Here is a 20436-nt window from a genome sequence, read left to right on the forward strand (position 1 = left end):
ACGGGTGCGACGGGCGCTACTGGTGCGACGGGGGCTACCGGCGCTACTGGTGCGACGGGGGCTACTGGTGCGACGGGTGCCACGGGCGCTACTGGTGCGACGGGGGCTACCGGCGCTACCGGTGCCACGGGTGCCACCGGTGCCACCGGTGCGACTGGTGCCACGGGTGCGACTGGTGCGACCGGCGCGACTGGTGCGACCGGTCCGTGCACCGACGTCGCCCAGTACGAGCCCGACTCGGCCGTAGAGGTCAAGGCCGTCCTGATCAGCGGCACTCCCTGGGTCGGCATCCGCCGGCTCACGGGCATGATGAACCGCGACTTCGAGTGGAACAACCTGAGCGACAACGGAGGTATCCCGCGGGGAGTGAGCCTGTGCGGCATCGCCGTCAGCGACCACTCCGGACTGGTGCACGTCGAGAGCGTCGGCTCCGACGGCCGGATCTACGAGACCGACTGCACCGTGAATCCCGCCAGCAATTTCGGTCTCACCTGCAACCTGCCGTGGACTCCCGTTCCCGCCCCGGTGGACAACCCGCCCCTGCGGCGCGGCACCGTCCCGGACGCTGCCCCTGACCACCGCCGCGAGGACACCAAGTAGGCGATCACTCCGGCCGGTGCTCCGGGCCGCCGAAGTCCGGGCTCGTGAAGTCCGGGCTGGAGTAGCCCGGACGCGGGCCGGGTGCTCCGTCGGACGGGCTGCTGAAGTCGGGCCGGGTGTATCCCAGATTGGGGATGCGCCCGGCCCCCGGCGTGCGGGGCACCGGGTAGCCCGTCCCGGCGGTCGGATCGGCCAGCGCGTCGCGCAGGAACGGCATGATGCCCCGCTCCAGCAGCGCGTTGCGCCAGGCCTCCCGGGCGCGCGCGAGCTCGTCCGGTATCGGCACGCTCTCCTCCGCTGCCACCTCCGTGGAGCTGTTGCGCAGGGCCGCCACCAGCAGCGAGACCACCGCGAAGACCAGCGCGACCACGGTGAGCCCGCCGAAGAGCCAACCGGCCGTCAGCATCGTGCGTGCGAAGGCGGGTTCGGGATCGACCGCCTTCAGGCAGTAGCCCACCAGCAGGAAGATCAGCATGGCGGTCCCCGCCAGGACCGGCGCGAGGACGGCCACCACGGCGCTCACGCCGGCGCCGCCTTCCCCCTGCCCGGCGTCGTCCCCGTCGGCTTCCTCGTCGGTGTTCCCGCGTCCTGTCAGGGCCTCGTCGCGCAGTTCCTCCCGTACCTTCACGTAGTGGGCGTACTCGGCGGCCGCCGCGGCGGTCAGCAGCGCGATGGCGCTCAGGGCCATCGTGCGCAGCTGTTCGGCGTTCAGCCGTTCGCCGAGGCCGGCGAGTTCGGGCCGTTCGTCCGCCGTGTGCAGCGCCTCGTCGAGGAGCCGGTCGAATTCGGGTCGGTCTTCGATGAGCAGGTGCGGACCGCTGGTCATGTGCATCCCCCGATGCCCCGTACGAGCCGGTATGCCCGCGTAGAACCGGGCGCCGGCCCAAACGGAGGAGAGCCTGCTACGGACAGGGCGATGGTAGAGCGCCCCGGCCATGGGGTGACAGGGACTTTCGGGAAATACCCCGCTCCGTGAACGCTCAGTCGCGCAACGGCAGTTGTTGGACCAGCAGTTTGCCCGCCATCGTCACGCCGCCGTCCATCGCGATGGCCAGCCCGTCCGCGTACACGTGCGGTCCGTCGACGGACTCCGGCCCGTGCGCCTCGTCGCCGTCCTCGGTGCCGACTTCGCCGAGCAGGTACGGGATGGGGCTGTGGCCGTGGACGACGCGGCCGCCGCCGTAGGTGGCCAGCAGCTGGCGCACGGCCTGCGGGCCCGTCTCCTCGTCGCGGAAGGCGAAGCGCTTGGTGAACTTGCGGAACAGGTCCCAGGTGGTGTCCGCGTCGTTGCGGTTGAGCAGCTCGTGGATGGTGTCGTTGACGTCCTCGATGGAGTCGCCGTAGTCCAGGTAGGCCGTGGTGTCGGAGTGCAGCAGCAGGTGCCCGTCCGCCAGGGTGGCCGCGTCCAGCCGGGACATCCACTGCAGGTGGACGTCCTCCAGGCGCTCCATGTCGGTGCGCTGTCCGCCGTTGAGCAGCCAGGCGGCCTGGAAGGTGGCCGTGCCGGCGCCGGAGTTCACGGGGGTGTCGCCGAACCGCTTCGCCCCGATGAGCAGCAGCTCGTGATTGCCCATCAGGGCCTTGCAGTAGCCGCCGGCGGCGGCGGCCTCGGCGGACAGCCGCATGACGAGGTCGATGACCCCGATGCCGTCGGGGCCGCGGTCGGTGAAGTCGCCCAGGAACCAGATCCTGGCGTTCCCGGCGGACCAGTGGCAGTCGGCGTCGATGAGGTTCTGCGCCTGGAGCTCGTGGATGAGCTCGTCGAGGTAGCCGTGGACGTCGCCCACGACGTAGAGGGGGCCGGGGCCGGTGGCCGGGGCCTCCTGCGGGACGTACTGGACCTGGACGGTGTCCCCGGGCCCGCCCGTCGCGACGCGCCCGATGACGGGCAGGTCGCGCTGGGTGGGGGTGTAGCCGTCGAGGTCGTCCCCGGGTGCGGCGGGGACCTCCGTGTGGGCGGAGGCCGTGCGCTGCTGCGGAACGCTCTCGGGGGCGTAGTACGCGGGGTACTCGCCGTACGCGGGCGCGTCGCCGGGCAGGCCGGCGGACGCGGCGTACGGCGCGGGTTCGTTGACCGGCACCCGGAAGTCCCGCAGCGTGTCCGTCCGCATCGCGGGTCCCTGACCGGCCCCCTGAGTCATCGACCCCTCCACCACCGTCGCGCTGCCGTACACCTGCGGACCCTGCTCACCTCCGGGGCGGAGGGTCCGTGATGTCGTGCGCCCATCATAGGAATGCGGCTCGCGCTCTGTGACGCACCAGGGGTGGTGAATCCTGGGCGGAACCAAACCTTCCTGCCCTTTTGGACCGATATGAGGGTTGTTGAAATCCTCGGCGGAACCGCCGAACCCGCCGAATACGGGGGTCCGGCGGTCAGTCCTGGGCCGGTGAGCGGGGCGGGCTGACGGTGGTCCGGGGTGTCCTGCGCTGCGAGGACGTGCGGATGATCAGCTCGGTCGGGACGACCTGTTCGACCGGGCGTCCCGTGTCGACCCCCTCGATCGCGTCGATCAGCAGCTGCACGACGGCGGTTCCGATGCGGCGCGGTTTGAGGGAGAGCGTGGTGATGGGCGGCTCGGTGTTCGCGTAGACGGTGGACTCGCTGCAGCAGACGAGGAGCAGGTCCTCGGGGACCCGCAGCCCGTAGCGCCGGGCGGCGGCGAGCAGGTCGGTGCCGTTCGGGTCGAAGAGGCCGTAGACGGCGTCGGGGCGGTCGGGCCGGGCGAGGAGGCGGTCGGCGGCGACGGCGCCCGCGCAGGGGTCGTGGGCGGGGTAGGACTCGTAGACGGGGTCCTGGCCGACCCGCTCGCACCAGTTGAGGTAGGCGGTCGTGGAGAGCCGGGTGTAGGTGTCGGTGGTGGTGCCGGTCAGCAGCCCGATCCGGCGGGCGCCGGCTGCGGCGAGGTGGTCGAGCAGGCCCAGCACGGCCGCTTCGTGGTCGTTGTCCACCCAGGCGGTGACGGGGAGGGTGCCGGCGGGCCGGCCGTCGGAGACCACGGGCAGGCCCTGGCGGACGAGCTCGCTGACGACGGGGTCGTGGTCCGAGGGGTCGATGACGACGGTGCCGTCGAGGGCCACGTTGGACCAGACGTCGTGCCGGGAGGTGGCCGGCAGGATGACGAGGGCGTAGCCGCGGGCGAGCGCGGCGGAGGTGGCGGCCCGCGCCATCTCGGCGAAGTACGCGAATTCGGTGAAGGTGAAAGGTTCATCCCCGTACGTCGTCACGGTCAGGCCGATGAGGCCCGACTTTCCGGTACGGAGGGTGCGGGCGGCGGCGGAGGGGCGGTAGCCCAGCCGGTCGGCCACCTCGCGGACGTGGCGGCGGGTGGCGTCCGGCAGCCGTCCCTTGCCATTGAGCGCGTCGGAGACGGTGGTGATGGACACCCCCGCGGCGGCGGCCACGTCCCTGATCCCGGCCCGGCCCTGTCGGCCGCCGACCCGCCGGGTGGTCTCGGCCCGGCTCACGTGATGCTTCCCTGCTGCTGTCATGGCGAGCCGATAGTAGGGCTCGGACGGCAGGGTGGTTCAGGTGCATATGCACGGGTTGACAGGCACGTTTCTGCTTGGTTCGCCACCCCTAATGACCTTGGAATTGAAGGTATTTGACGATTTCGTCCAAGGGTGGGGCCTGTCGGCGGGTACGGGCATGCCAAAACGAGGCGGCGACTGGCCGCTCGCAACTCACCTGCACGAGGGACGCGCGCCACGGCGCGGGCCACCGGCGCGCGCATATATGCGCGCGCTCCCCCTGTGTTCCTGGCGCCCGCCATTCTCGGATCGGCGGAATCCTCATATGGTGAGCAGTATTGAGTCGACGGAGACGTCGACGGGACGGTCGAGGAGGACCTGCGGTGAGCGAGAAGAGCCCGAAGCTGCGCGCCGAGCTGGACGGCATCCCCACCTACAAGCCCGGCAAGCCCGCCGCACAGGGCGGGGCCGTGGCTTTCAAGCTGTCCTCGAACGAGAACCCCTACCCGCCGCTTCCGGGGGTCCTGGAGACGGCGGTCGAGGCCGCCGGCCGCTTCAACCGCTACCCGGACATGGCGTGCACCGGCCTGGTGAACGAGCTGGCCGAGCGCTTCGGGGTGCCGGCCGAGCACATCGCCACGGGCACCGGCTCCGTGGGCGTGGCCCAGTCGCTGATCCAGTCGACGGCCGGCCCGGGTGACGAGGTCATGTACGCCTGGCGGTCCTTCGAGGCCTACCCGATCATCACGCAGATCTCGGGCGCCACGTCCGTGCAGGTCCCGCTGACCGACGGGGACGTCCACGACCTGGACGCGATGGCCGCCGCGATCACCGAGCGGACGCGGCTGATCTTCGTTTGCAATCCCAACAACCCGACCGGCACCGCCGTGCGCCGCGCCGAGCTGGAGCGGTTCCTGGACCGCGTGCCCTCGGACGTCCTGGTGGTGCTGGACGAGGCCTACCGCGAGTTCGTCCGCGACACCGACGTGCCGGACGGCATCGAGATCTACCGCGACCGCCCCAACGTCGCCGTGCTGCGTACGTTCTCCAAGGCCTACGGCCTGGCCGGACTGCGCGTCGGCTTCGCGGTGGCGCACGAGCCGGTCGCGGCGGCGCTGCGCAAGACGGCGGTGCCCTTCGGCGTCAGCCAGCTGGCACAGGACGCCGCGGTCGCCTCGCTGCGCGCCGAGGACGAGCTGATGGGCCGGGTCGGGTCGCTGGTGTGCGAGCGCAACCGCGTGCACGAGACGCTGCTCGCGCAGGGCTGGACGGTTCCGGACACCCAGGCCAACTTCGTCTGGATGCGGCTGGGGGAGCGGACCGCCGAGTTCGCGGCGGCCTGCGAGAAGGCCGGTGTGGTGGTCCGGCCCTTCGCGGGCGAGGGCCTTCGGGTCACGATCGGTGAGACCGAGGCGAACGACCTCTTCCTGCACACGGCGGAGGCCTTCTTCAAGGAGCTGTAGTCGAAGGAGCTGTAGTCGTCAGACCAGTTCCACGCGGATGGGGTCGCCGTCTCGGACGGTGGCCAGGAGGCGGGGGTCGCCGTCGAACGAGCCGAGCACGTTGCACGGGCTCGCCAGGCGGCTCTCGCCTCCGCGCGAGATGGGCGTGGGGCCGTAGGGCAGCGCGAGCGCGTCGCCCTCGGTCCAGAAAGCGACCGTTCCGGGGTCCACGACCTGCCGGGCGTCGTGCTCCAGGTCCACGGAGACGCCCGTGTCGAAGTAGACCTCCTCGCCCCAGGTGTGCGCGGAGGCGGAGATCGGGAGGGCCGCGGCCAGCGCCTTGCTGGTCGGGGTCTCGTCGAGGGTCGCGGTGAGCAGGCCCGCAGGCCATGAGATTCGAATCTGCATGGCCACATTCAACAATCTGTTGAATTTCTTGGCTAGGGGTCCAGAGTGCCGGGGGCGCCAGGGGGTACCCCGCCTGTTTCCGGCCAAAGCCGGTAGGACATAATGCTTGTGAATGTGAACGCGTTCACAAGCGTGTCCTGCTTCCTCCCGTTATGGGAGGGAACCCGCCAGGCAGACTGCCCGCTGTGACCACGGCGACGACAAGGAGAAGACGACGTGGACCTAGCTTTGGCGCCTGAGACATTGGCGCGCTGGCAGTTCGGCATCACCACCGTCTACCACTTCCTCTTCGTTCCGCTCACGATCTCGCTCGCCGCGCTGACCGCCGGCCTGCAGACCGCCTGGGTGCGCACCGAGAAGGAGAAATACCTCAGGGCCACGAAGTTCTGGGGCAAGCTTTTCTTGATCAATATCGCGATGGGTGTCGTCACCGGCATCGTCCAGGAGTTCCAGTTCGGCATGAACTGGTCCGACTACTCGCGATTCGTGGGCGACATCTTCGGAGCGCCGCTGGCCTTCGAGGCGCTGATCGCCTTCTTCTTCGAGTCGACCTTCATCGGTCTGTGGATCTTCGGCTGGGACAAGCTGCCCAAGAAGATCCACCTGGCCTGCATCTGGATGGTCTCGCTCGGCACCGTCCTGTCCGCGTACTTCATCCTCGCGGCGAACTCCTGGATGCAGCACCCGGTCGGCTACCGCATCAACGAGGAGCGGGGCCGGGCCGAGCTCACCGACTTCTGGCGCGTGCTCACCCAGGACACCGCGCTCACCCAGTTCTTCCACACCATCACGGCCGCCTTCCTGGTCGGCGGCGCCTTCATGGTCGGCATCTCCGCCTTCCACCTCGCCCGCAAGAAGCACGTCCCCGTGATGCGCAGCTCGCTGCGGGTCGGCCTGGTCGTCATGATCATCGCCGGTATGGGCACCGCCCTCAGCGGGGACATGCTCGGCAAGGTGATGTTCAAGCAGCAGCCCATGAAGATGGCCGCCGCCGAGGCCCTGTGGGACGGCGAGGCCCCCGCGCCCTTCTCCGTCTTCGCCTACGGCGACGTCGACAAGGGCCACAACAAGGTGGCCATAGAGATCCCGGGCCTGCTGTCGTTCCTGGCCAACAACGACTTCGACTCCTTCGTCCCGGGCATCAACGACGTCAACAAGGCCGAGCAGGAGAAGTTCGGCCCCGGCGACTACCGGCCCAACATCCCCGTCGCCTACTGGGGCTTCCGCTGGATGATCGGCTTCGGCATGGCCTCCCTCGGCATCGGCGTGCTGGGGCTGTGGCTGACCCGTAAGCGCTTCCTGCTGCCGCCCGCGCTGCGCACCGGAGAGGACGAGGTCCCCCATCTCGTCCTCTTCAAGAAGGCGCTCAGCCCGAAGTTCTCGCAGCTCTACTGGCTCGTCGCGCTCTGGACCATGTGCTTCCCGCTGCTCGCCAACTCCTGGGGCTGGATCTTCACGGAGATGGGCCGCCAGCCCTGGGTGGTCTACGGAGTCCTGCGCACCAGGGACGCGGTCTCGCCGAACGTCTCGCAGGGCGAGGTGCTCACCTCGATGATCGGCTTCACGCTGCTCTACGCCGTGCTCGCCGTGATCGAGGTCAGGCTCCTCGTGAAGTACGTCAAGGCCGGCCCTCCCGAGCTGACGGAGGCCGACCTCAACCCGCCCACCAGGCTCGGCGGGGACGACAAGAACGCCGACCGGCCGATGGCCTTCTCGTACTGAGGCAGGAGGGAGCACACCATGCAGCTTCACGACGTCTGGTTCGTACTCATCGCCGTCCTGTGGACCGGCTACTTCTTCCTGGAGGGCTTCGACTTCGGAATCGGCGTACTCACCAAGCTCCTCGCGCGCGACCGCACCGAGAAGCGGGTCCTGATCAACACGATCGGGCCCGTCTGGGACGGCAACGAGGTCTGGCTGCTCACGGCGGGCGGCGCCACCTTCGCCGCCTTCCCCGAGTGGTACGCCACCCTCTTCTCCGGCTTCTACCTGCCGCTGCTGCTCATCCTGGTCTGCCTGATCGTCCGGGGCGTCGCCTTCGAGTACCGGCACAAGCGGTCCGGGGAGCGGTGGCAGACCAACTGGGAACACGCCATCTTCTGGGCCTCGCTGATCCCCGCCTTCCTCTGGGGCGTGGCCTTCGCGAACATCGTGCGCGGGGTGAAGATCGACCAGCACATGGAGTACGTCGGAAGCCTCTTCGACCTGCTCAACGTGTACGCGCTCCTCGGCGGACTGGTCACCCTCACCCTGTTCACCTTCCACGGTGCGGTGTTCGCCTCGCTCAAGACCGTCGGTGACATCCGGGACCGCTCGCGTGCGCTGGCGACCCGGCTGGGTGTGGTGGCGGCCGTGCTGGCCCTGGCCTTCCTCATCTGGACCCAGGTCTCGCGCGGTGACGGCCGGAGCCTGATCGCCATGGCCGTCGCCGTGGCCGCGCTGGTCGCCGCCATCGGCTGCAACCTGGCGGGCCGGGAGGGCTGGTCCTTCGCGCTGTCGGGGATCACCATCGCGGCGGCCGTCGCGATGCTCTTCCTGACGCTGTTCCCGAACGTCATGCCGTCCTCGCTGAACGAGGCGTGGAGCCTGACGGTCACCAACGCCTCGTCCACCCCGTACACCCTGAAGATCATGACCTGGTGCGCCGGTGTGGCCGCTCCGCTCGTGATGCTCTACCAGGGCTGGACGTACTGGGTGTTCCGCAAGCGGATCGGTACGCAGCACATCGCCGACGCGCACTGAGCCGTGCGCGACCCCCGCCCGACCCTGCCGAGGGGATGTTTCACGTGAAACCGATCGACCCGCGCCTGCTCCGGTACGCCCGCTCCACCCGCCTCTTCCTGGGGGCGGTGGTGGCTCTCGGGCTCGCCGGGGCGGGGCTGGTCGTCGGCCAGGCGATGCTCATCGCCGAGATCGTGGTCGGAGCCTTCGAGCGGGGACTCGACGCGGGGGACCTGCGGACGCCACTGCTGCTGCTCGCGGCAGTGGCGCTCGGGCGCGGGCTGGTGGCCTGGCTCACCGAGCTGGCCGCGCACCGGGCCGGTGCGGCGGTCAAGTCGGAGCTGCGCGGCCGGCTGCTCGACCGGGCCGCGGACCTCGGGCCCGTCCGGCTCGGCGGGCAGCGCACCGGATCCCTGGTGTCCCTCGCCACCCGCGGAGTGGACGCGCTCGACGACTACTTCTCCCGCTACCTGCCCCAGCTGGGGCTCGCGGTGGTGGTGCCGGTGGCGGTCCTCGCCCGGATCGTCACCGAGGACTGGGTGTCGGCGGCCATCATCGTCGTCACCCTGCCGCTGATCCCGCTGTTCATGATCCTCATCGGAATGGCCACCCAGAGCCGGATGGACCGGCAGTGGCGGCTGCTCTCGCGGCTGTCGGGCCACTTCCTCGACGTGGTGGAGGGCCTCCCGACACTGAAGGTCTTCGGGCGGGCCAAGGCGCAGGCCGAATCCATCCGCAAGATCACCGACGACTACCGCCAGGCCACGATGCGCACGCTGCGCATCGCCTTCCTCTCCTCCTTCGCCCTCGAACTGCTCGCCACCCTGTCGGTGGCGCTCGTCGCGGTGACCATCGGCATGCGGCTCGTGCACGGGGAGCTGGACCTGTACACGGGCCTCGTCATCCTGATCCTGGCCCCGGAGGCCTATCTGCCGCTGCGGCAGGTCGGGGCCCAGTACCACGCGGCCGCCGAGGGACTGGCCGCGGCGGAGGAGATCTTCGCGGTCCTGGAGACCCCGGTCCCCGGCCAGAGTGCCGGGGCCGCCGTCCCGGCCGCCGCACCGGTCATCGAGCTCGACGCGGTCGAGGTCCGCCACGAGGGCCGCAGCGCTTCCTCCCCCTGCCCGGTGTCGCTCGTCGTCCGGCCGGGCGAGTGCGTGGCCCTCACCGGACCGAGCGGGGCGGGCAAGTCCACGCTGCTGAACGTGCTGCTCGGCTTCGTCACGCCGACGGCCGGGCGGGTACGGGTGGGCGGCACGGACCTGGCCGAGCTCTCCCCCGCACAATGGCGGGAGCGGATCGCCTGGGTGCCGCAGCGGCCGCACCTCTTCGCCGGAACCATCGCCGAGAACGTCCGCCTGGCCCGGTCCGGGGCCGACGACGACGCGGTGGAGGCGGCGCTGCGGGACGCCGGGGCCTGGGAGTTCGTCTCCGCCCTGCCGCGCGGGACGCGGACCCTGCTCGGCGAGGGCGGCGCCGGCCTGTCCGCGGGGCAGCGCCAGCGGCTGGCCCTGGCGCGGGCGTTCCTCGCGGACCGGCCGGTGCTGCTGCTGGACGAGCCGACGGCCGCCCTGGACGGGGAGACCGAGGCCGCGGTCGTGGACGCCGTGCGGCGTCTCGCGGTCGGGCGGACCGTGCTCCTCGTGGTGCACCGCCCGGCGCTGCTGGCGGTCGCCGACCGGGTGGTGGCGGTGGGCGAGGGTGCCGCCGACACGGCGGCGCAGAGCACCTCCCCGGTCCCGGGCACCGCGCCGGCCCCGCGCACCGCGGCCGGGATGTCCGATCCCGGGGAGTGGATCCTCGGGACCGCCCGGGAACGGGCCGGCGGCGGGGGCGCGGAGACCGGCGGCGGGGACCCCCTGCGCCGGGTGCGGGCCGTGGCCGCGGCATGGCAGGGACGGTTCCGGCTCGGCCTGCTGCTCGGTGCGCTGGCCGTCGGGTGCAGCGTCGGGCTGATGGCCGTGTCCGGATGGCTGATCTCCCGGGCGTCCGAGCAACCGCCCGTGCTGTACCTGATGGTGGCCGTCACGGCGACGCGGGCCTTCGGCCTGGGGCGGGCCGTCTTCCGCTACGCCGAGCGCCTGGTGTCGCACGACGCCGTCCTGCGGATGCTGGCCGATCTGCGGGTCGCGGTGTACCGGAGGCTGGAGCGGATCGCGCCCGCCGGACTGCGCGAGCAGCGGCGCGGTGACCTGCTGTCCCGGCTGGTGGCCGACGCCGACGCCCTCCAGGACTACTGGCTGCGCTGGCTGTTGCCGGTGGGCACCGCGGTGCTCGTCGGCACCGGATCGGTGGCCTTTACGGCCTGGCTGCTGCCCGGGGCGGGCGCGGCGCTCGCGGTGGGGCTGCTGGTGGCCGGGATCGGGGTTCCGCTGGTCAGCGGGGCCTGCTCGCGCAGTGCGGAGCGGCGGCTCGCGCCCGCCCGGGGCGAGCTCGCCACCCGGGTGGCCGACCTGCTGACGGGCACCGCCGAGCTCACCGTCGCCGGGGCCCTCGCCGACCGGAAGTCCCGGGCGCGGGACGCCGACGGGGCGCTCACCCGGATCGCCTCGCGCGGGGCCGCGGCCGCCGGGCTGGGCGGCGGGCTGTCGGCCCTGGTGTGCGGGCTCACCGTGGTGTGCGCCGCGTTCGCCGGTGCCGGCGCCGTCGCGGACGGCCGGCTGTCGGGCGTGGCCATGGCGGTGGTGGTCCTGACCCCGCTCGCCGCGTTCGAGGCGGTCGGCGGGCTTCCGACGGCCGTCCAGTACCGGCAGCGGGTGCGCCGTAGCGCCGAGCGGGTGTACGAGGTCATCGACGCGCCCGTGCCCGTCGCCGAGCCGGCCGAGCCGAGGGAGCTGCCCTCCTCGCCGTTCCCGCTGCGGCTCACGGGACTCGCCGCCCGCCACGCGGGCCAGGAGCGGGACGCACTGCACGGGCTGGAGCTGACGCTGGAGGCCGGGCGCCGCATCGCGGTCGTCGGGCCCTCAGGCTCGGGCAAGACCACGCTGGCCCAAGTCCTGCTGCGGTTCCTGGACCCGCGCGAGGGCGCGTACACGCTGGGCGGGACGGACGCGCGCGGCTGCGACGGAGATGCCGTACGCCGCTTCGTGGGCCTGTGCGCCCAGGACGCGCACCTCTTCGACAGCTCGGTCCGCGAGAACCTGAGGCTGGCCCGGCCCGGCGCGGACGAGGTGCAGCTGAGGGAGGCGCTCGCCGCGGCCCGGCTGCTGGAGTGGGCCGACGGGCTGCCGGACGGGCTCGACACCCTGGTCGGTGAACACGGGCAGCGGCTCTCGGGCGGCCAGCGCCAGCGGCTCGCCCTGGCCCGGGCCCTGCTCGCGGACTTCCCCGTGCTCGTCCTCGACGAGCCGGCCGAGCACCTGGACCTGGCGACCGCGGACGCCCTGACGGCGGACCTGCTGGCGGCGACCGAGGGACGGGCCACCGTGCTGATCACGCATCGGCTCGCCGGGCTGGACGCGGTGGACGAGGTGCTCGTGCTGGACCGGGGCGCGGTCGTGCAGCGCGGGGTGTACGCGGAGCTGGCGGCCGTCGAGGGTCCGCTGCGGAGCCTGCTGGAGCGGGAGCGGCGGGCAGGTGCGATTCCGGCCGACTCCATGGGCTGACTTTCCCTCCTAAACGGGACTAACTAGGCTCAAGAACATGTCAGTGGAGGAGTCCCAGGAATCGTCGGAGCCCGCCCGTCACGCACAGGACCCGATGGAGGCCGCCACCCGGGCCACCCGCAGCCTCCAGGGGCTGTCCACCGAGCTGACCGCTCGGGTCCCGCAACTGCTGGAGGCCATGCGCTCCGTCGGGACGGGTCTCGAACTGCACTCCACGCTCGACCGCATCTGCGAGACGGCCGCCGAGCTCGCGGACGCCCGCTACGCGGCGATCGGCGTCGTCGACACGGACGGCCCCGGACTCTCGGACTTCGTGACCTTCGGGCTCAGCGCCGAGCAGGCGCAGCGGATCGGCCACCGTCCGGACGGCAAGCGTGGCCTGCTCGGCGCGCTGATCTCCCACCCCGACACGGTGCGGCTCGCCGATCTGACGAAGGATCCGCGCTCGGCGGGCTTTCCCCCGCACCATCCGCCCATGAAGACCTTCCTCGGCGTCCCGATCAGGGTGCAGGGGGAGATCTTCGGCAACCTCTACCTCGCCGAGAAGAACGGCGGCGGCGATTTCAACGACTACGACGTCCACATGGTCCGGGTGCTGGCCACCGAGGCGGGCATCGCCATCGGCAACGCCCGCCTGTACGAGGCCGCCACCCAGCGGGAGCGCTGGATCGACGGATCGGTGGCCGTCACCACCGCACTGCTGTCGGGCGGGGACGCGGACGACGCCCTGGCGGTCGTCGCCGAGCAGGCCCGCCACCTCGCCGACTCGGCGGCGGGGATCGTGATGCTGCCGGCGGAGGAGGGCGGGATGGAGATCGTCGCCGTCTCCGCCGACAACCCGGCGACCTCGCTGGGCGTGGTGATCCCCGCCGAGAGCCCGGTGGTGGTCCAGCTCCTGCGGGGCGAGCCGGTCTTCACGGAGGACGCCTCCGTCGATCCCCGCATGATCAGCAGGCTCACCAGCCCGTACGGGCCCTGCATGATGCTCCCGCTGCACAGCGGCGGGCGGGTGCTGGGGGCGCTGGTCACCCCGCGGGCCCGGGGCAGGAGGCCCTTCACCGAGGCGGAGCGGACCCTGGCCACGCAGTTCGCCTCCCAGGCCGCCCTCGCGCTGATGATGGCCGAGGCCCAGCGCGACCGGGAGCGGCTCGCGGTGTTCGAGGACCGCGACCGGATCGCCCGTGATCTGCACGACCTGGTCATCCAGCGGCTGTTCGCCACCGGGATGATGCTGGAGGGCGCGCAGCGCCGCTCCATCGTCCCGGAGGTCCGCGACGGCGTGGGGAAGGCCGTGGACGAGCTGGACGTGACGATCCAGGAGATCCGCACCGCGATCTTCGCTCTCCAGCAAGGCCCGGCGGAGGCCCCGTCCGGGCTGCGCACGCGTGTGCTGCGGGAGATCAACATGGCCGCCGTCCCGCTGGGCTTCAAACCCGCGCACCGGTTCGTCGGGCCGATCGACGCGGCCGTGGGCGAGCTGGTCGGCAAGAACCTGATCGCCGCCTTGCGCGAGGCCCTGTCGAACGCCTTCCGGCACGCGGACGCGTCCCGGATCGAGGTGGTGGTCGACTCCACCGTCAGCCTCTCCGACGGCCGGCCCGGGGTGCGGTTGGAGGTCGCCGACGACGGGGTGGGCATCCCGGAGGGCGGGCGCCGCAGCGGTCTGCGCAACCTGCGCCGCAGGGCCGAGTCCCTGGGCGGCTCCAGCTGGTACGGCCCGGGGATCGCGGAGGACGGCGGCGGGACCGCCCTGGTGTGGGAGGCCCCGCTCTAGAAGGTCCGTTCCGTGTGGCCCGGGCCGGGTGGAACGTTCAGGCGCGCGCGGCGTGTTCGGCGAGGATGCGCTCGATGACGACGGCGACCCCGTCCTCGTTGTTGTCCACGGTGCGGCCCGAGGCGGCCGCGATCACGTCCGGGTGGGCGTTGCCCATCGCGTACGAGGAGCCGGCCCAGCGGAGCATCTCGACGTCGTTGGGCATGTCGCCGAAGGCGACGACCTCGGCCGGGGAGATGCCGCGCTCGGCGCAGCACAGTTCCAGGGTGCTGGCCTTGGACACACCGAGCGCGCTGATCTCCAGCAGGGCGGTCGGGCTGGAGCGGGTGATCGAGGCGTAGGCTCCGGCGGCCGAGCGGGCCAGGGCGAGGAACTCGTCCGGGGTCAGCTCGGCGTGGTGCGCGAGCAGCTTGAGCACCGGTGCGGAACTTTCGTCCGCCTCCTCACGCAGCAGCTTCTCGGCGGTGGCGACGGTGGCGCCCGGGTCCTGGAAGAAGGGCGGGTAGGCCGGCTCGTAGTTGATGCCGGTGGTCATCTCGACCGCGAAGGAGGTGCCGGGGACGGCCGCGCGCAGGGTGTCGACGACCGTGAGCGCGGTGGCCCGGGGCAGGGCCCGCACCTGTACGAACTCCCGCCCGGCGTGCAGGTCGACCACGGCGGCCCCGTTCGCGCAGATCGCCAGGCCGTGTCCGTGGACGTGATCGCTGACCACGTCCATCCAGCGGGCCGGGCGGCCTGTGACGAAGAAGACCTCGATTCCGGCCTCTTCGGCGGCGGCGAGCGCGGCCACCGTGCGCAGCGAGACGGATTTGTCGTCGCGCAGCAGGGTGCCGTCGAGGTCGGTGGCGATGAGTCGGGGTGCGGGGAAGGGCCCGTCCGGGCGCTGGGGAGCCGAGGTCACCGCTCCATCTTCGCCCATGGGTTCCCACCCGTTCACCATGATCGGGAGGAGATGTTTCACGTGAAACCTGGCTCACAGCGCGGGAGCGGTTCGCACCGTAGGCTCGGCGCCATGAGTCTTCGCTTGAGCACCGTGATCCTGCCGGTCCGTCCGTGGCACGACGGCGGCCGTGACCAGTGGGAACGGGCCGAGCGGCTCGGGTTCCACACCGCCTACACCTATGACCACCTGACCTGGCGGACCTTCCGCGACGGCCCCTGGTTCGGCGCGATGCCCACCCTGACCGCCGCTGCGGCCGTCACCGACCGGATCCGCCTGGGCACGCTGGTCACCTCACCGAACTTCCGGCACCCGGTGACCCTGGCCAAGGAGCTGATGTCCCTGGACGACATCTCCGGCGGCCGGATCACCCTCGGTATCGGCGCGGGCGGCAACGGCTTCGACGCGACGGCTCTGGGGCAGGAGGAGTGGAGCCCGCGTGAGCGCGCGGACCGCTTCGCCGAGTTCGTCCCGCTGCTGGACCGGCTGCTGACCGAGCCCGCGGTGACCCACCAGGGCACCTTCTACTCCGCGGAGGAGGCCCGCAACATCCCCGGCTGCGTCCAGCGCCCGCGCCTGCCGTTCGCCGTCGCCGCGACCGGCCCGCGGGGTGTGAAGCTGGCGGCCAGGTACGGCCAGGCCTGGGTGACCGCGGGTGACCCCAAGGTCTTCGAGGGCACGCCCGAGCAGTCGCTGGAGGCCCTGCGCGGTCAGGTCGGCAAGCTGGAGAAGGCCCTGGCGGAGATCGGGCGGGAGCCCGGGTCCATCGAGCGGGTCCTGCTGACGGGGTTCACCCCGGAGCGCAGCAGCATGCTGGAGTCCGTGGACGCGTTCGTCGACTTCGCCGGCCGCCACCGCGAGCTGGGCTTCACCGAGCTGGTCGTCCACGCCCCCATCCCGGACTCCGTCTTCGCGGCCGACGAGAGCGTCTTCGAGCGGATCGCCACCGAGGCGCCCTCCCAGCTGGGCGTCTGACGACCGGCTCCCCGCCCTCCGGCCGGGGTTCCCGCGCGGCTACTGGAAGCGCAGGAACTCCGGCGGTACGGCGTCCGCCAGCCATACCCCGTTGGCGCTGACCCGGAAGACGTGCCCGGCCGCGCGCATCGCGCCCGCGTCCACCGCGAGGACCACCGGGCGGCCCCGGCGTGCCCCCACGCGGGTCGCCGTCTCGCGATCGGGCGACAGGTGTACGTGGTGGCGGGCCATCGGGCGCAGGCCCTCGGCGCGGATCGAGTCAAGGGCCCGGGCGACGGTGCCGTGGTAGAGCCACGCGGGCGGTTCGGCCTCCGGCAGGCCCAGGTCCACCGCGACGGTGTGGCCCTGGCTGGCCCTGATCCGGGTGCCCTCGACGGCGAACCGCTGCTTGTCGTTGGCGGCGACCACGTGATCCAGCTCGGCCCGGCTGAAGGGGAACCTGTGCGCCGCCGCCGCGCGGAGCAGGTCGTCGATCTCCACCCAGCCCTGCGGGTCGAGCGTCAGTCCGATGCGTTCCGGCTGATGCCGCAGGTGTTTCGAGACGTATTTGGACACCTTCACGGCACGTTTCTCGTCCATGTGCCCAGCGTGCCGCCTTGATCGGGTCTCCGACAGGCATTTTCCCCCTCGGCGACGTCTGAGGCCCCTCTATCGCCATTCCAAGATGCGGAATATATTTTCCGCTGTACGGCTATCTAGAGGGAGAAACTATGACAAATAAGGCTTCACTGCTGCGGCGCACGGCTGCCGAGCTCATCGGCACCGCGAGCCTGCTCGTGGTGGTGATCGGGTCCGGCATCCAGGCCGCGTCCCTCAGCCGCGACACCGGTGTCGCCCTCGTCGCCAACTCGCTCGCCTCCGCCATCGGCCTGGGTCTGATCATCACCCTCTTCGGCCCCCTGTCCGGCGCCCATCTCAACCCCGTCGTCACCCTCACCGCCTGGTGGGCCCGGCGCGCCGGCGGCGAGGGGCTCGACGCCCGGGAGGCCTTCGCCTACGCCGTCGCGCAGACCGCCGGGGCCGTCGGCGGCGCCGTCCTGGCCGAGGTGATGTTCGGCCGCACCCCCGGGGCCTTCTCCACCCAGGTCCGCGACGGCGGCCATCTGCTGATCGGCGAGATCGTCGCGACCGCCGGACTGGTCCTGGTCATCCAGGGACTCGGCCGCATCGGCCGCCCGAGGCTCGTCCCGGTCGCGGTCGCCGCGTACATCGCCGCCGCGATCTGGTTCACCTCCTCGGGCTCCTTCGCCAATCCGGCCGGCACGATCGGCCGCGCCTTCAGCGACTCCTTCACCGGCATCGCCCCGCAGTCGCTACCCGGGTTCGTCGCGGCGCAGCTCGCCGGCGGCGTCCTCGGCCTCGCCCTGGCCACGCTCCTCTACGGGCGGGAGCGCGGCCGGGTGGCGTCCGGTCCGGCGTCCTCCGGGCAGCCGGACGTGCAGGGTCCGTTGGCCGATATGCCCCGCCCCGGCGCCGGGTTCGAGGCGATCGTCTGACGCGCCCCCCGTGTTGCCCACAGGAAAAGGGGAGTTGTCCACAACCGTTTCGGCGGGTTTCGCCGTCATCTGAGCGATTCGCCCTGGGGGTCGCCTGTGGACTACCGATCGAGCATTACCGGCCGCCCCTGCTGGCCAGATCGTTCATCGTCCGGGCCTGGAGCTCGCGTTCCGTCGCGGCCCGGACGAACTCCGCCACGTGCTCCGGCCCCACCAGCTCCTGTACCGCCCGCACCGTCTCCGCGGGCAGCGCCACCGGTGCGGGCCCCGTCGGCTGGAGCGCGCCCGGGGCACCCAGGTGGCGCTGGAGGTGGCGGGTCGCGAACAGCCGCATCGCCCGCGCCAGTTCGGCGTCGACCGTCTGCTGGGCCAGGGGTCGCAGCCGGCGCACCATCGTCGCCGCCTCCGCCGCGTCCGAGTCCGTCGGCGGCACCTGCCCGAGGTAGCGGCCGAAGACGTGCTCGGTGGTGAACTCCAGGAAGCGCGAGGCGATGTGCTCCACCTGCCCGCGCAGTTCCCGCAGATGACCGGTGATCGCCCCGAGGGGCACCCCGGCCGCGTACAGCTCCGCCGCGACCGCCAACTCCTGCGGGGAGGGCACCAGGAACTCGTCCGGGCGGCCCGGGATCCGCTCCAGCACCCCGAGCTCGCAGGCCTCGTCCACCGCGCCCTCGTCGGGCAGGCCGCCGAACCGCGCGTCGAGGTCCTCCCGGCTGATCCGGTCGGCCTCCTCGTCGGTCCACGGCCCGTGCACCTCCGCGACCAGGCCGAGTACGCCGCCCAGCCCGCGCCCGGCGTCCCACGCCTCCAGCAGCTCCTTGATGGAGGCCAGGGTGTAGCCGCGGTCCAGCAGGTCCGCGATCTGGCGCAACCGTGCCAGATGCGTGTCCCGGTACACGTTGGACCGGCCCCTGCGCTCGGGCTTCGGCAGCAGGCCGCGGTCCTGGTACGCACGGATCGTGCGCACGGTCGCCCCGCTGTGGTGGGCCAGATCCTCGATCCGGTACTCGGCTGGCGCCTGATCGGACAATCCCGGCTCCCTACGACATGGCGGCTGGGCCGACCGCGCCCGCCGCGGTCCGGGCGGCAGGAGGCGCCGCCAGGTACTCGGCCGCGTTGAGCAGCGAGCCCTCCTGCGAGGGATGGTACGACCGCCGGATGGAGCGGGGTACGTCCGTGCCGGGCCCGGTGCGCGGCGGACCCGGACTCCGGCCGGCCGGAGCCCGGTTCACAGCCGGGGTTCCAGCCTCGCGATCCTCCGCAGCGTGTTCGGCATGAACCGGGACATCCACAGCGCGCCCTTGGACTCGGGGGTCACCGGCACGACCGCCCGGTTCTCCACCACCGCCCGCAGGACCGCGTCGGCGACCTTCTCCGGCGGGAAGTTCCGCAGCCCGTACAGCCGCGAGGACCGCTCCTGGCGGCGCTTCTCCTCGGCCGCGTCCACCCCCGCGAACCGGGAGGTGGCGGTGATGTTGGTGTTCACGATGCCCGGGCAGATCGCCGAGACCCCGATCGACCGGGACGCGAGCTCCGCGCGCAGGCACTCGCTCAGCATCAGCACCGCGGCCTTGGAGGTGCTGTAGGCGGGCAGGGTCCGCGAGGGGAGATAGGCGGCGGCGGAGGCGGTGTTGACGATGTGCCCGCCCTGACCGCGCTCGGCCATCTGCTTCCCGAAGATCCGGCAGCCGTGGATGACCCCCCACAGGTTCACGTCGAGGACCTTCTTCCAGTCCTCGGAAGAGGTGTCGAGGAAGGATCCCGACAGCCCGATGCCGGCGTTGTTCACCAGCACGTCGACGATGCCGTACTCGGCGGCGACCTTGGCCGCGAGCTTCTCCATCGCCTGTTCGTCGCTGACGTCGACGCACTCCCCCCAGGCGTCGGCGGCGCCGACGAGCCGGGCCATCTCGGCGGTGCGGGCGGCCCCCTCGCCGTCCCGGTCCACGGCCACGACCCGGGCCCCGGCCTCGGCGAAGGCGAAGGCGGTGGCCCGCCCGATGCCGCTGGCGGCGCCGGTGACGAGCACCAGCTGCCCCGCGAACCGGTCGGCGTACTTCCCGGGGGCCTTCTGCTCCGGGGCCTTCGCCGTGGGCTCCTCCCGGGCGGTGACGAACTCGCCGATCCAGGCGGCCACCTGGTCGGGCCGGGTCCTGGGGATCCAGTGCTTCGCCGGCAGGGTGCGCCGCACCAGGTCGGGGGCCCACCGCTCCAGGTCGTCGTAGAGCCGCTCGGAGAGGAAGGCGTCCCCGGTCGGGGTGATCAGCTGCACCGGCACGTGCGCGAACGCGTCGGCGCGCGGCCGGCGCAGGCGCGGCCGGACGTTGTCGCGGTACAGCCAGGCACCGTGCGCCGCGTCCGAGCGCAGCGAGGCCGTCGGATAGGCGGGGCCGACCGGGACCTCCTCCAGGCGGGCCAGGATCTTCGGCCAGCGCTTGCCCAGCGGCCCGCGCCAGGCGAGCTCCGGCAGCACCGGGGTGTGCAGCATGCCCACGTACCAGGACTTCGAGCCCTGGTTCAGCAGCTGGGCGGCCCGGCGCGGGGTGGGCCGGGCCATCCGCTTCTTGATCCAGTGCCCGAAGTGGTCGAGGGAGGGGCCGGACATGGAGGTGAAGGAGGCGATCCGGCCCTCGGTGCGGGCGACCGTCGCGAACTCCCAGCCCTGCACGGATCCCCAGTCGTGGCCCACCAGGTGCACGGGCCGGTCCGGGCTGACGGCGTCCGCCACGGCCAGGAAGTCGTCGGTCAGCTTCTCCAGGGTGAAGCCACCGCGCAGCGGGACCGGAGCCGAGGACCGGCCGTGGCCGCGCACGTCGTACAGCACCACGTGGAACCGGGCCGCGAGCCGCTCGGCCACCTCCGACCAGACCTCCTTGCTGTCCGGGTAGCCGTGCACCAGCAGCACGGTGGGCCGGTCCGGCTCGCCCAGCTCGACGACGCACAGCTCGATCCCGCCCGTGCTCACCCGGCGCTCGCGCGCGCCTGCCAGGGCCGTACCGCTCATCCC

16 protein-coding genes are annotated in these 20436 nt (G+C 72.0%); 8 read left to right on the forward strand and 8 right to left on the reverse strand.

Features of this window, described 5'->3' with window-relative positions:
* Window positions 1-306 precede the first annotated feature (306 nt).
* A complete protein-coding gene (locus tag ACIRBY_RS13635) occupies window positions 307-600 on the forward strand; it encodes a hypothetical protein (protein WP_403900253.1) in 294 nt (97 codons plus the stop codon).
* 4 nt (window positions 601-604) lie between these two features.
* On the opposite strand, the gene ACIRBY_RS13640 is transcribed toward ACIRBY_RS13635, so the two are convergent.
* The 3 genes from ACIRBY_RS13640 to ACIRBY_RS13650 form a co-directional block, all read right to left on the reverse strand.
* Complete coding sequence (locus ACIRBY_RS13640; protein WP_403900255.1) at window positions 605-1432, reverse strand: hypothetical protein; 828 nt, start codon at window positions 1430-1432, stop codon at window positions 605-607.
* Between the two features lie 148 nt (window positions 1433-1580).
* Window positions 1581-2756, reverse strand: coding sequence for a metallophosphoesterase (locus tag ACIRBY_RS13645; protein ID WP_403900571.1), 1176 nt, complete (start codon window positions 2754-2756; stop codon window positions 1581-1583).
* 217 nt (window positions 2757-2973) lie between these two features.
* The gene (locus tag ACIRBY_RS13650; RefSeq protein WP_403900257.1) at window positions 2974-4089 is read right to left on the reverse strand and encodes a LacI family DNA-binding transcriptional regulator; all 1116 of its coding nucleotides are present in this window, start codon (window positions 4087-4089) and stop codon (window positions 2974-2976) included.
* A gap of 362 nt (window positions 4090-4451) precedes the next feature.
* On the opposite strand from ACIRBY_RS13650, the gene hisC reads away from it, so the two are divergent.
* Window positions 4452-5531 (forward strand): histidinol-phosphate transaminase, encoded by a 1080-nt coding sequence (gene hisC / locus ACIRBY_RS13655; RefSeq protein ID WP_403900259.1) that lies wholly within the window; start codon window positions 4452-4454, stop codon window positions 5529-5531.
* A gap of 18 nt (window positions 5532-5549) precedes the next feature.
* Here hisC and ACIRBY_RS13660 read toward each other — a convergent pair whose 3' ends face one another.
* The gene (locus tag ACIRBY_RS13660; protein ID WP_403900261.1) at window positions 5550-5918 is read right to left on the reverse strand and encodes a cyclophilin-like fold protein; all 369 of its coding nucleotides are present in this window, start codon (window positions 5916-5918) and stop codon (window positions 5550-5552) included.
* 216 nt (window positions 5919-6134) lie between these two features.
* On the opposite strand from ACIRBY_RS13660, the gene ACIRBY_RS13665 reads away from it, so the two are divergent.
* From ACIRBY_RS13665 to ACIRBY_RS13680, 4 genes are read left to right on the forward strand one after another with little or no spacing between them, the layout of a single operon-like run.
* Window positions 6135-7640, forward strand: coding sequence for a cytochrome ubiquinol oxidase subunit I (locus ACIRBY_RS13665; RefSeq protein WP_403900263.1), 1506 nt, complete (start codon window positions 6135-6137; stop codon window positions 7638-7640).
* Between the two features lie 18 nt (window positions 7641-7658).
* The gene (cydB, locus tag ACIRBY_RS13670) at window positions 7659-8660 is read left to right on the forward strand and encodes a cytochrome d ubiquinol oxidase subunit II (protein ID WP_403900265.1); all 1002 of its coding nucleotides are present in this window, start codon (window positions 7659-7661) and stop codon (window positions 8658-8660) included.
* Window positions 8661-8704: 44 nt separating this feature from the next.
* Entirely contained in the window at window positions 8705-12244 is a 3540-nt protein-coding gene (gene cydD, locus ACIRBY_RS13675; protein ID WP_403900267.1) for a thiol reductant ABC exporter subunit CydD, read from the forward strand.
* A 37-nt stretch (window positions 12245-12281) separates the two neighbouring features.
* On the forward strand, window positions 12282-14018 hold the full coding sequence (locus ACIRBY_RS13680) for a GAF domain-containing sensor histidine kinase (protein WP_403900269.1): 1737 nt from the start codon (window positions 12282-12284) through the stop codon (window positions 14016-14018).
* A 37-nt stretch (window positions 14019-14055) separates the two neighbouring features.
* Here the strand turns inward: ACIRBY_RS13680 and ACIRBY_RS13685 are convergent, their stop codons facing one another.
* Window positions 14056-14937, reverse strand: coding sequence for a Cof-type HAD-IIB family hydrolase (locus tag ACIRBY_RS13685; RefSeq protein ID WP_403900271.1), 882 nt, complete (start codon window positions 14935-14937; stop codon window positions 14056-14058).
* A 93-nt stretch (window positions 14938-15030) separates the two neighbouring features.
* Between ACIRBY_RS13685 and ACIRBY_RS13690 the strand changes: the two genes are divergently transcribed.
* The gene (locus ACIRBY_RS13690) at window positions 15031-15933 is read left to right on the forward strand and encodes an LLM class flavin-dependent oxidoreductase (protein ID WP_403900273.1); all 903 of its coding nucleotides are present in this window, start codon (window positions 15031-15033) and stop codon (window positions 15931-15933) included.
* A gap of 39 nt (window positions 15934-15972) precedes the next feature.
* Here the strand turns inward: ACIRBY_RS13690 and ACIRBY_RS13695 are convergent, their stop codons facing one another.
* On the reverse strand, window positions 15973-16512 hold the full coding sequence (locus ACIRBY_RS13695; RefSeq protein WP_403900275.1) for an RNA 2'-phosphotransferase: 540 nt from the start codon (window positions 16510-16512) through the stop codon (window positions 15973-15975).
* A gap of 131 nt (window positions 16513-16643) precedes the next feature.
* Between ACIRBY_RS13695 and ACIRBY_RS13700 the strand changes: the two genes are divergently transcribed.
* Complete coding sequence (locus tag ACIRBY_RS13700) at window positions 16644-17429, forward strand: aquaporin (RefSeq protein WP_403900277.1); 786 nt, start codon at window positions 16644-16646, stop codon at window positions 17427-17429.
* A 115-nt stretch (window positions 17430-17544) separates the two neighbouring features.
* Here ACIRBY_RS13700 and ACIRBY_RS13705 read toward each other — a convergent pair whose 3' ends face one another.
* Together ACIRBY_RS13705 and ACIRBY_RS13710 are read right to left on the reverse strand one after the other, a co-directional pair.
* Window positions 17545-18459, reverse strand: a complete 915-nt coding sequence (locus ACIRBY_RS13705; protein WP_403900279.1) for a MerR family transcriptional regulator — start codon at window positions 18457-18459, stop codon at window positions 17545-17547.
* 198 nt (window positions 18460-18657) lie between these two features.
* Window positions 18658-20433 (reverse strand): SDR family oxidoreductase, encoded by a 1776-nt coding sequence (locus ACIRBY_RS13710; RefSeq protein ID WP_403900573.1) that lies wholly within the window; start codon window positions 20431-20433, stop codon window positions 18658-18660.
* Window positions 20434-20436: the final 3 nt, after the last annotated feature.

The organism is Streptomyces sp. NPDC096136, assembly GCF_044763325.1.
Classification (GTDB): Bacteria; Actinomycetota; Actinomycetes; order Streptomycetales; family Streptomycetaceae; genus Streptomyces.

Coding starts and splice junctions, on each gene's coding strand:
- ACIRBY_RS13635 (WP_403900253.1), top strand. CDS start 307: ATGATGAACCGCGACTTCGAGTGGAACAACCTGAGCGACAACGGAGGT.
- ACIRBY_RS13640 (WP_403900255.1), bottom strand. CDS start 1,432: ATGCACATGACCAGCGGTCCGCACCTGCTCATCGAAGACCGACCCGAA.
- ACIRBY_RS13650 (WP_403900257.1), bottom strand. CDS start 4,089: ATGACAGCAGCAGGGAAGCATCACGTGAGCCGGGCCGAGACCACCCGG.
- ACIRBY_RS13660 (WP_403900261.1), bottom strand. CDS start 5,918: ATGCAGATTCGAATCTCATGGCCTGCGGGCCTGCTCACCGCGACCCTC.
- cydB (WP_403900265.1), top strand. CDS start 7,659: ATGCAGCTTCACGACGTCTGGTTCGTACTCATCGCCGTCCTGTGGACC.
- ACIRBY_RS13680 (WP_403900269.1), top strand. CDS start 12,282: ATGTCAGTGGAGGAGTCCCAGGAATCGTCGGAGCCCGCCCGTCACGCA.
- ACIRBY_RS13685 (WP_403900271.1), bottom strand. CDS start 14,937: ATGGGCGAAGATGGAGCGGTGACCTCGGCTCCCCAGCGCCCGGACGGG.
- ACIRBY_RS13690 (WP_403900273.1), top strand. CDS start 15,031: ATGAGTCTTCGCTTGAGCACCGTGATCCTGCCGGTCCGTCCGTGGCAC.
- ACIRBY_RS13695 (WP_403900275.1), bottom strand. CDS start 16,512: ATGGACGAGAAACGTGCCGTGAAGGTGTCCAAATACGTCTCGAAACAC.
- ACIRBY_RS13700 (WP_403900277.1), top strand. CDS start 16,644: ATGACAAATAAGGCTTCACTGCTGCGGCGCACGGCTGCCGAGCTCATC.
- ACIRBY_RS13710 (WP_403900573.1), bottom strand. CDS start 20,433: ATGAGCGGTACGGCCCTGGCAGGCGCGCGCGAGCGCCGGGTGAGCACG.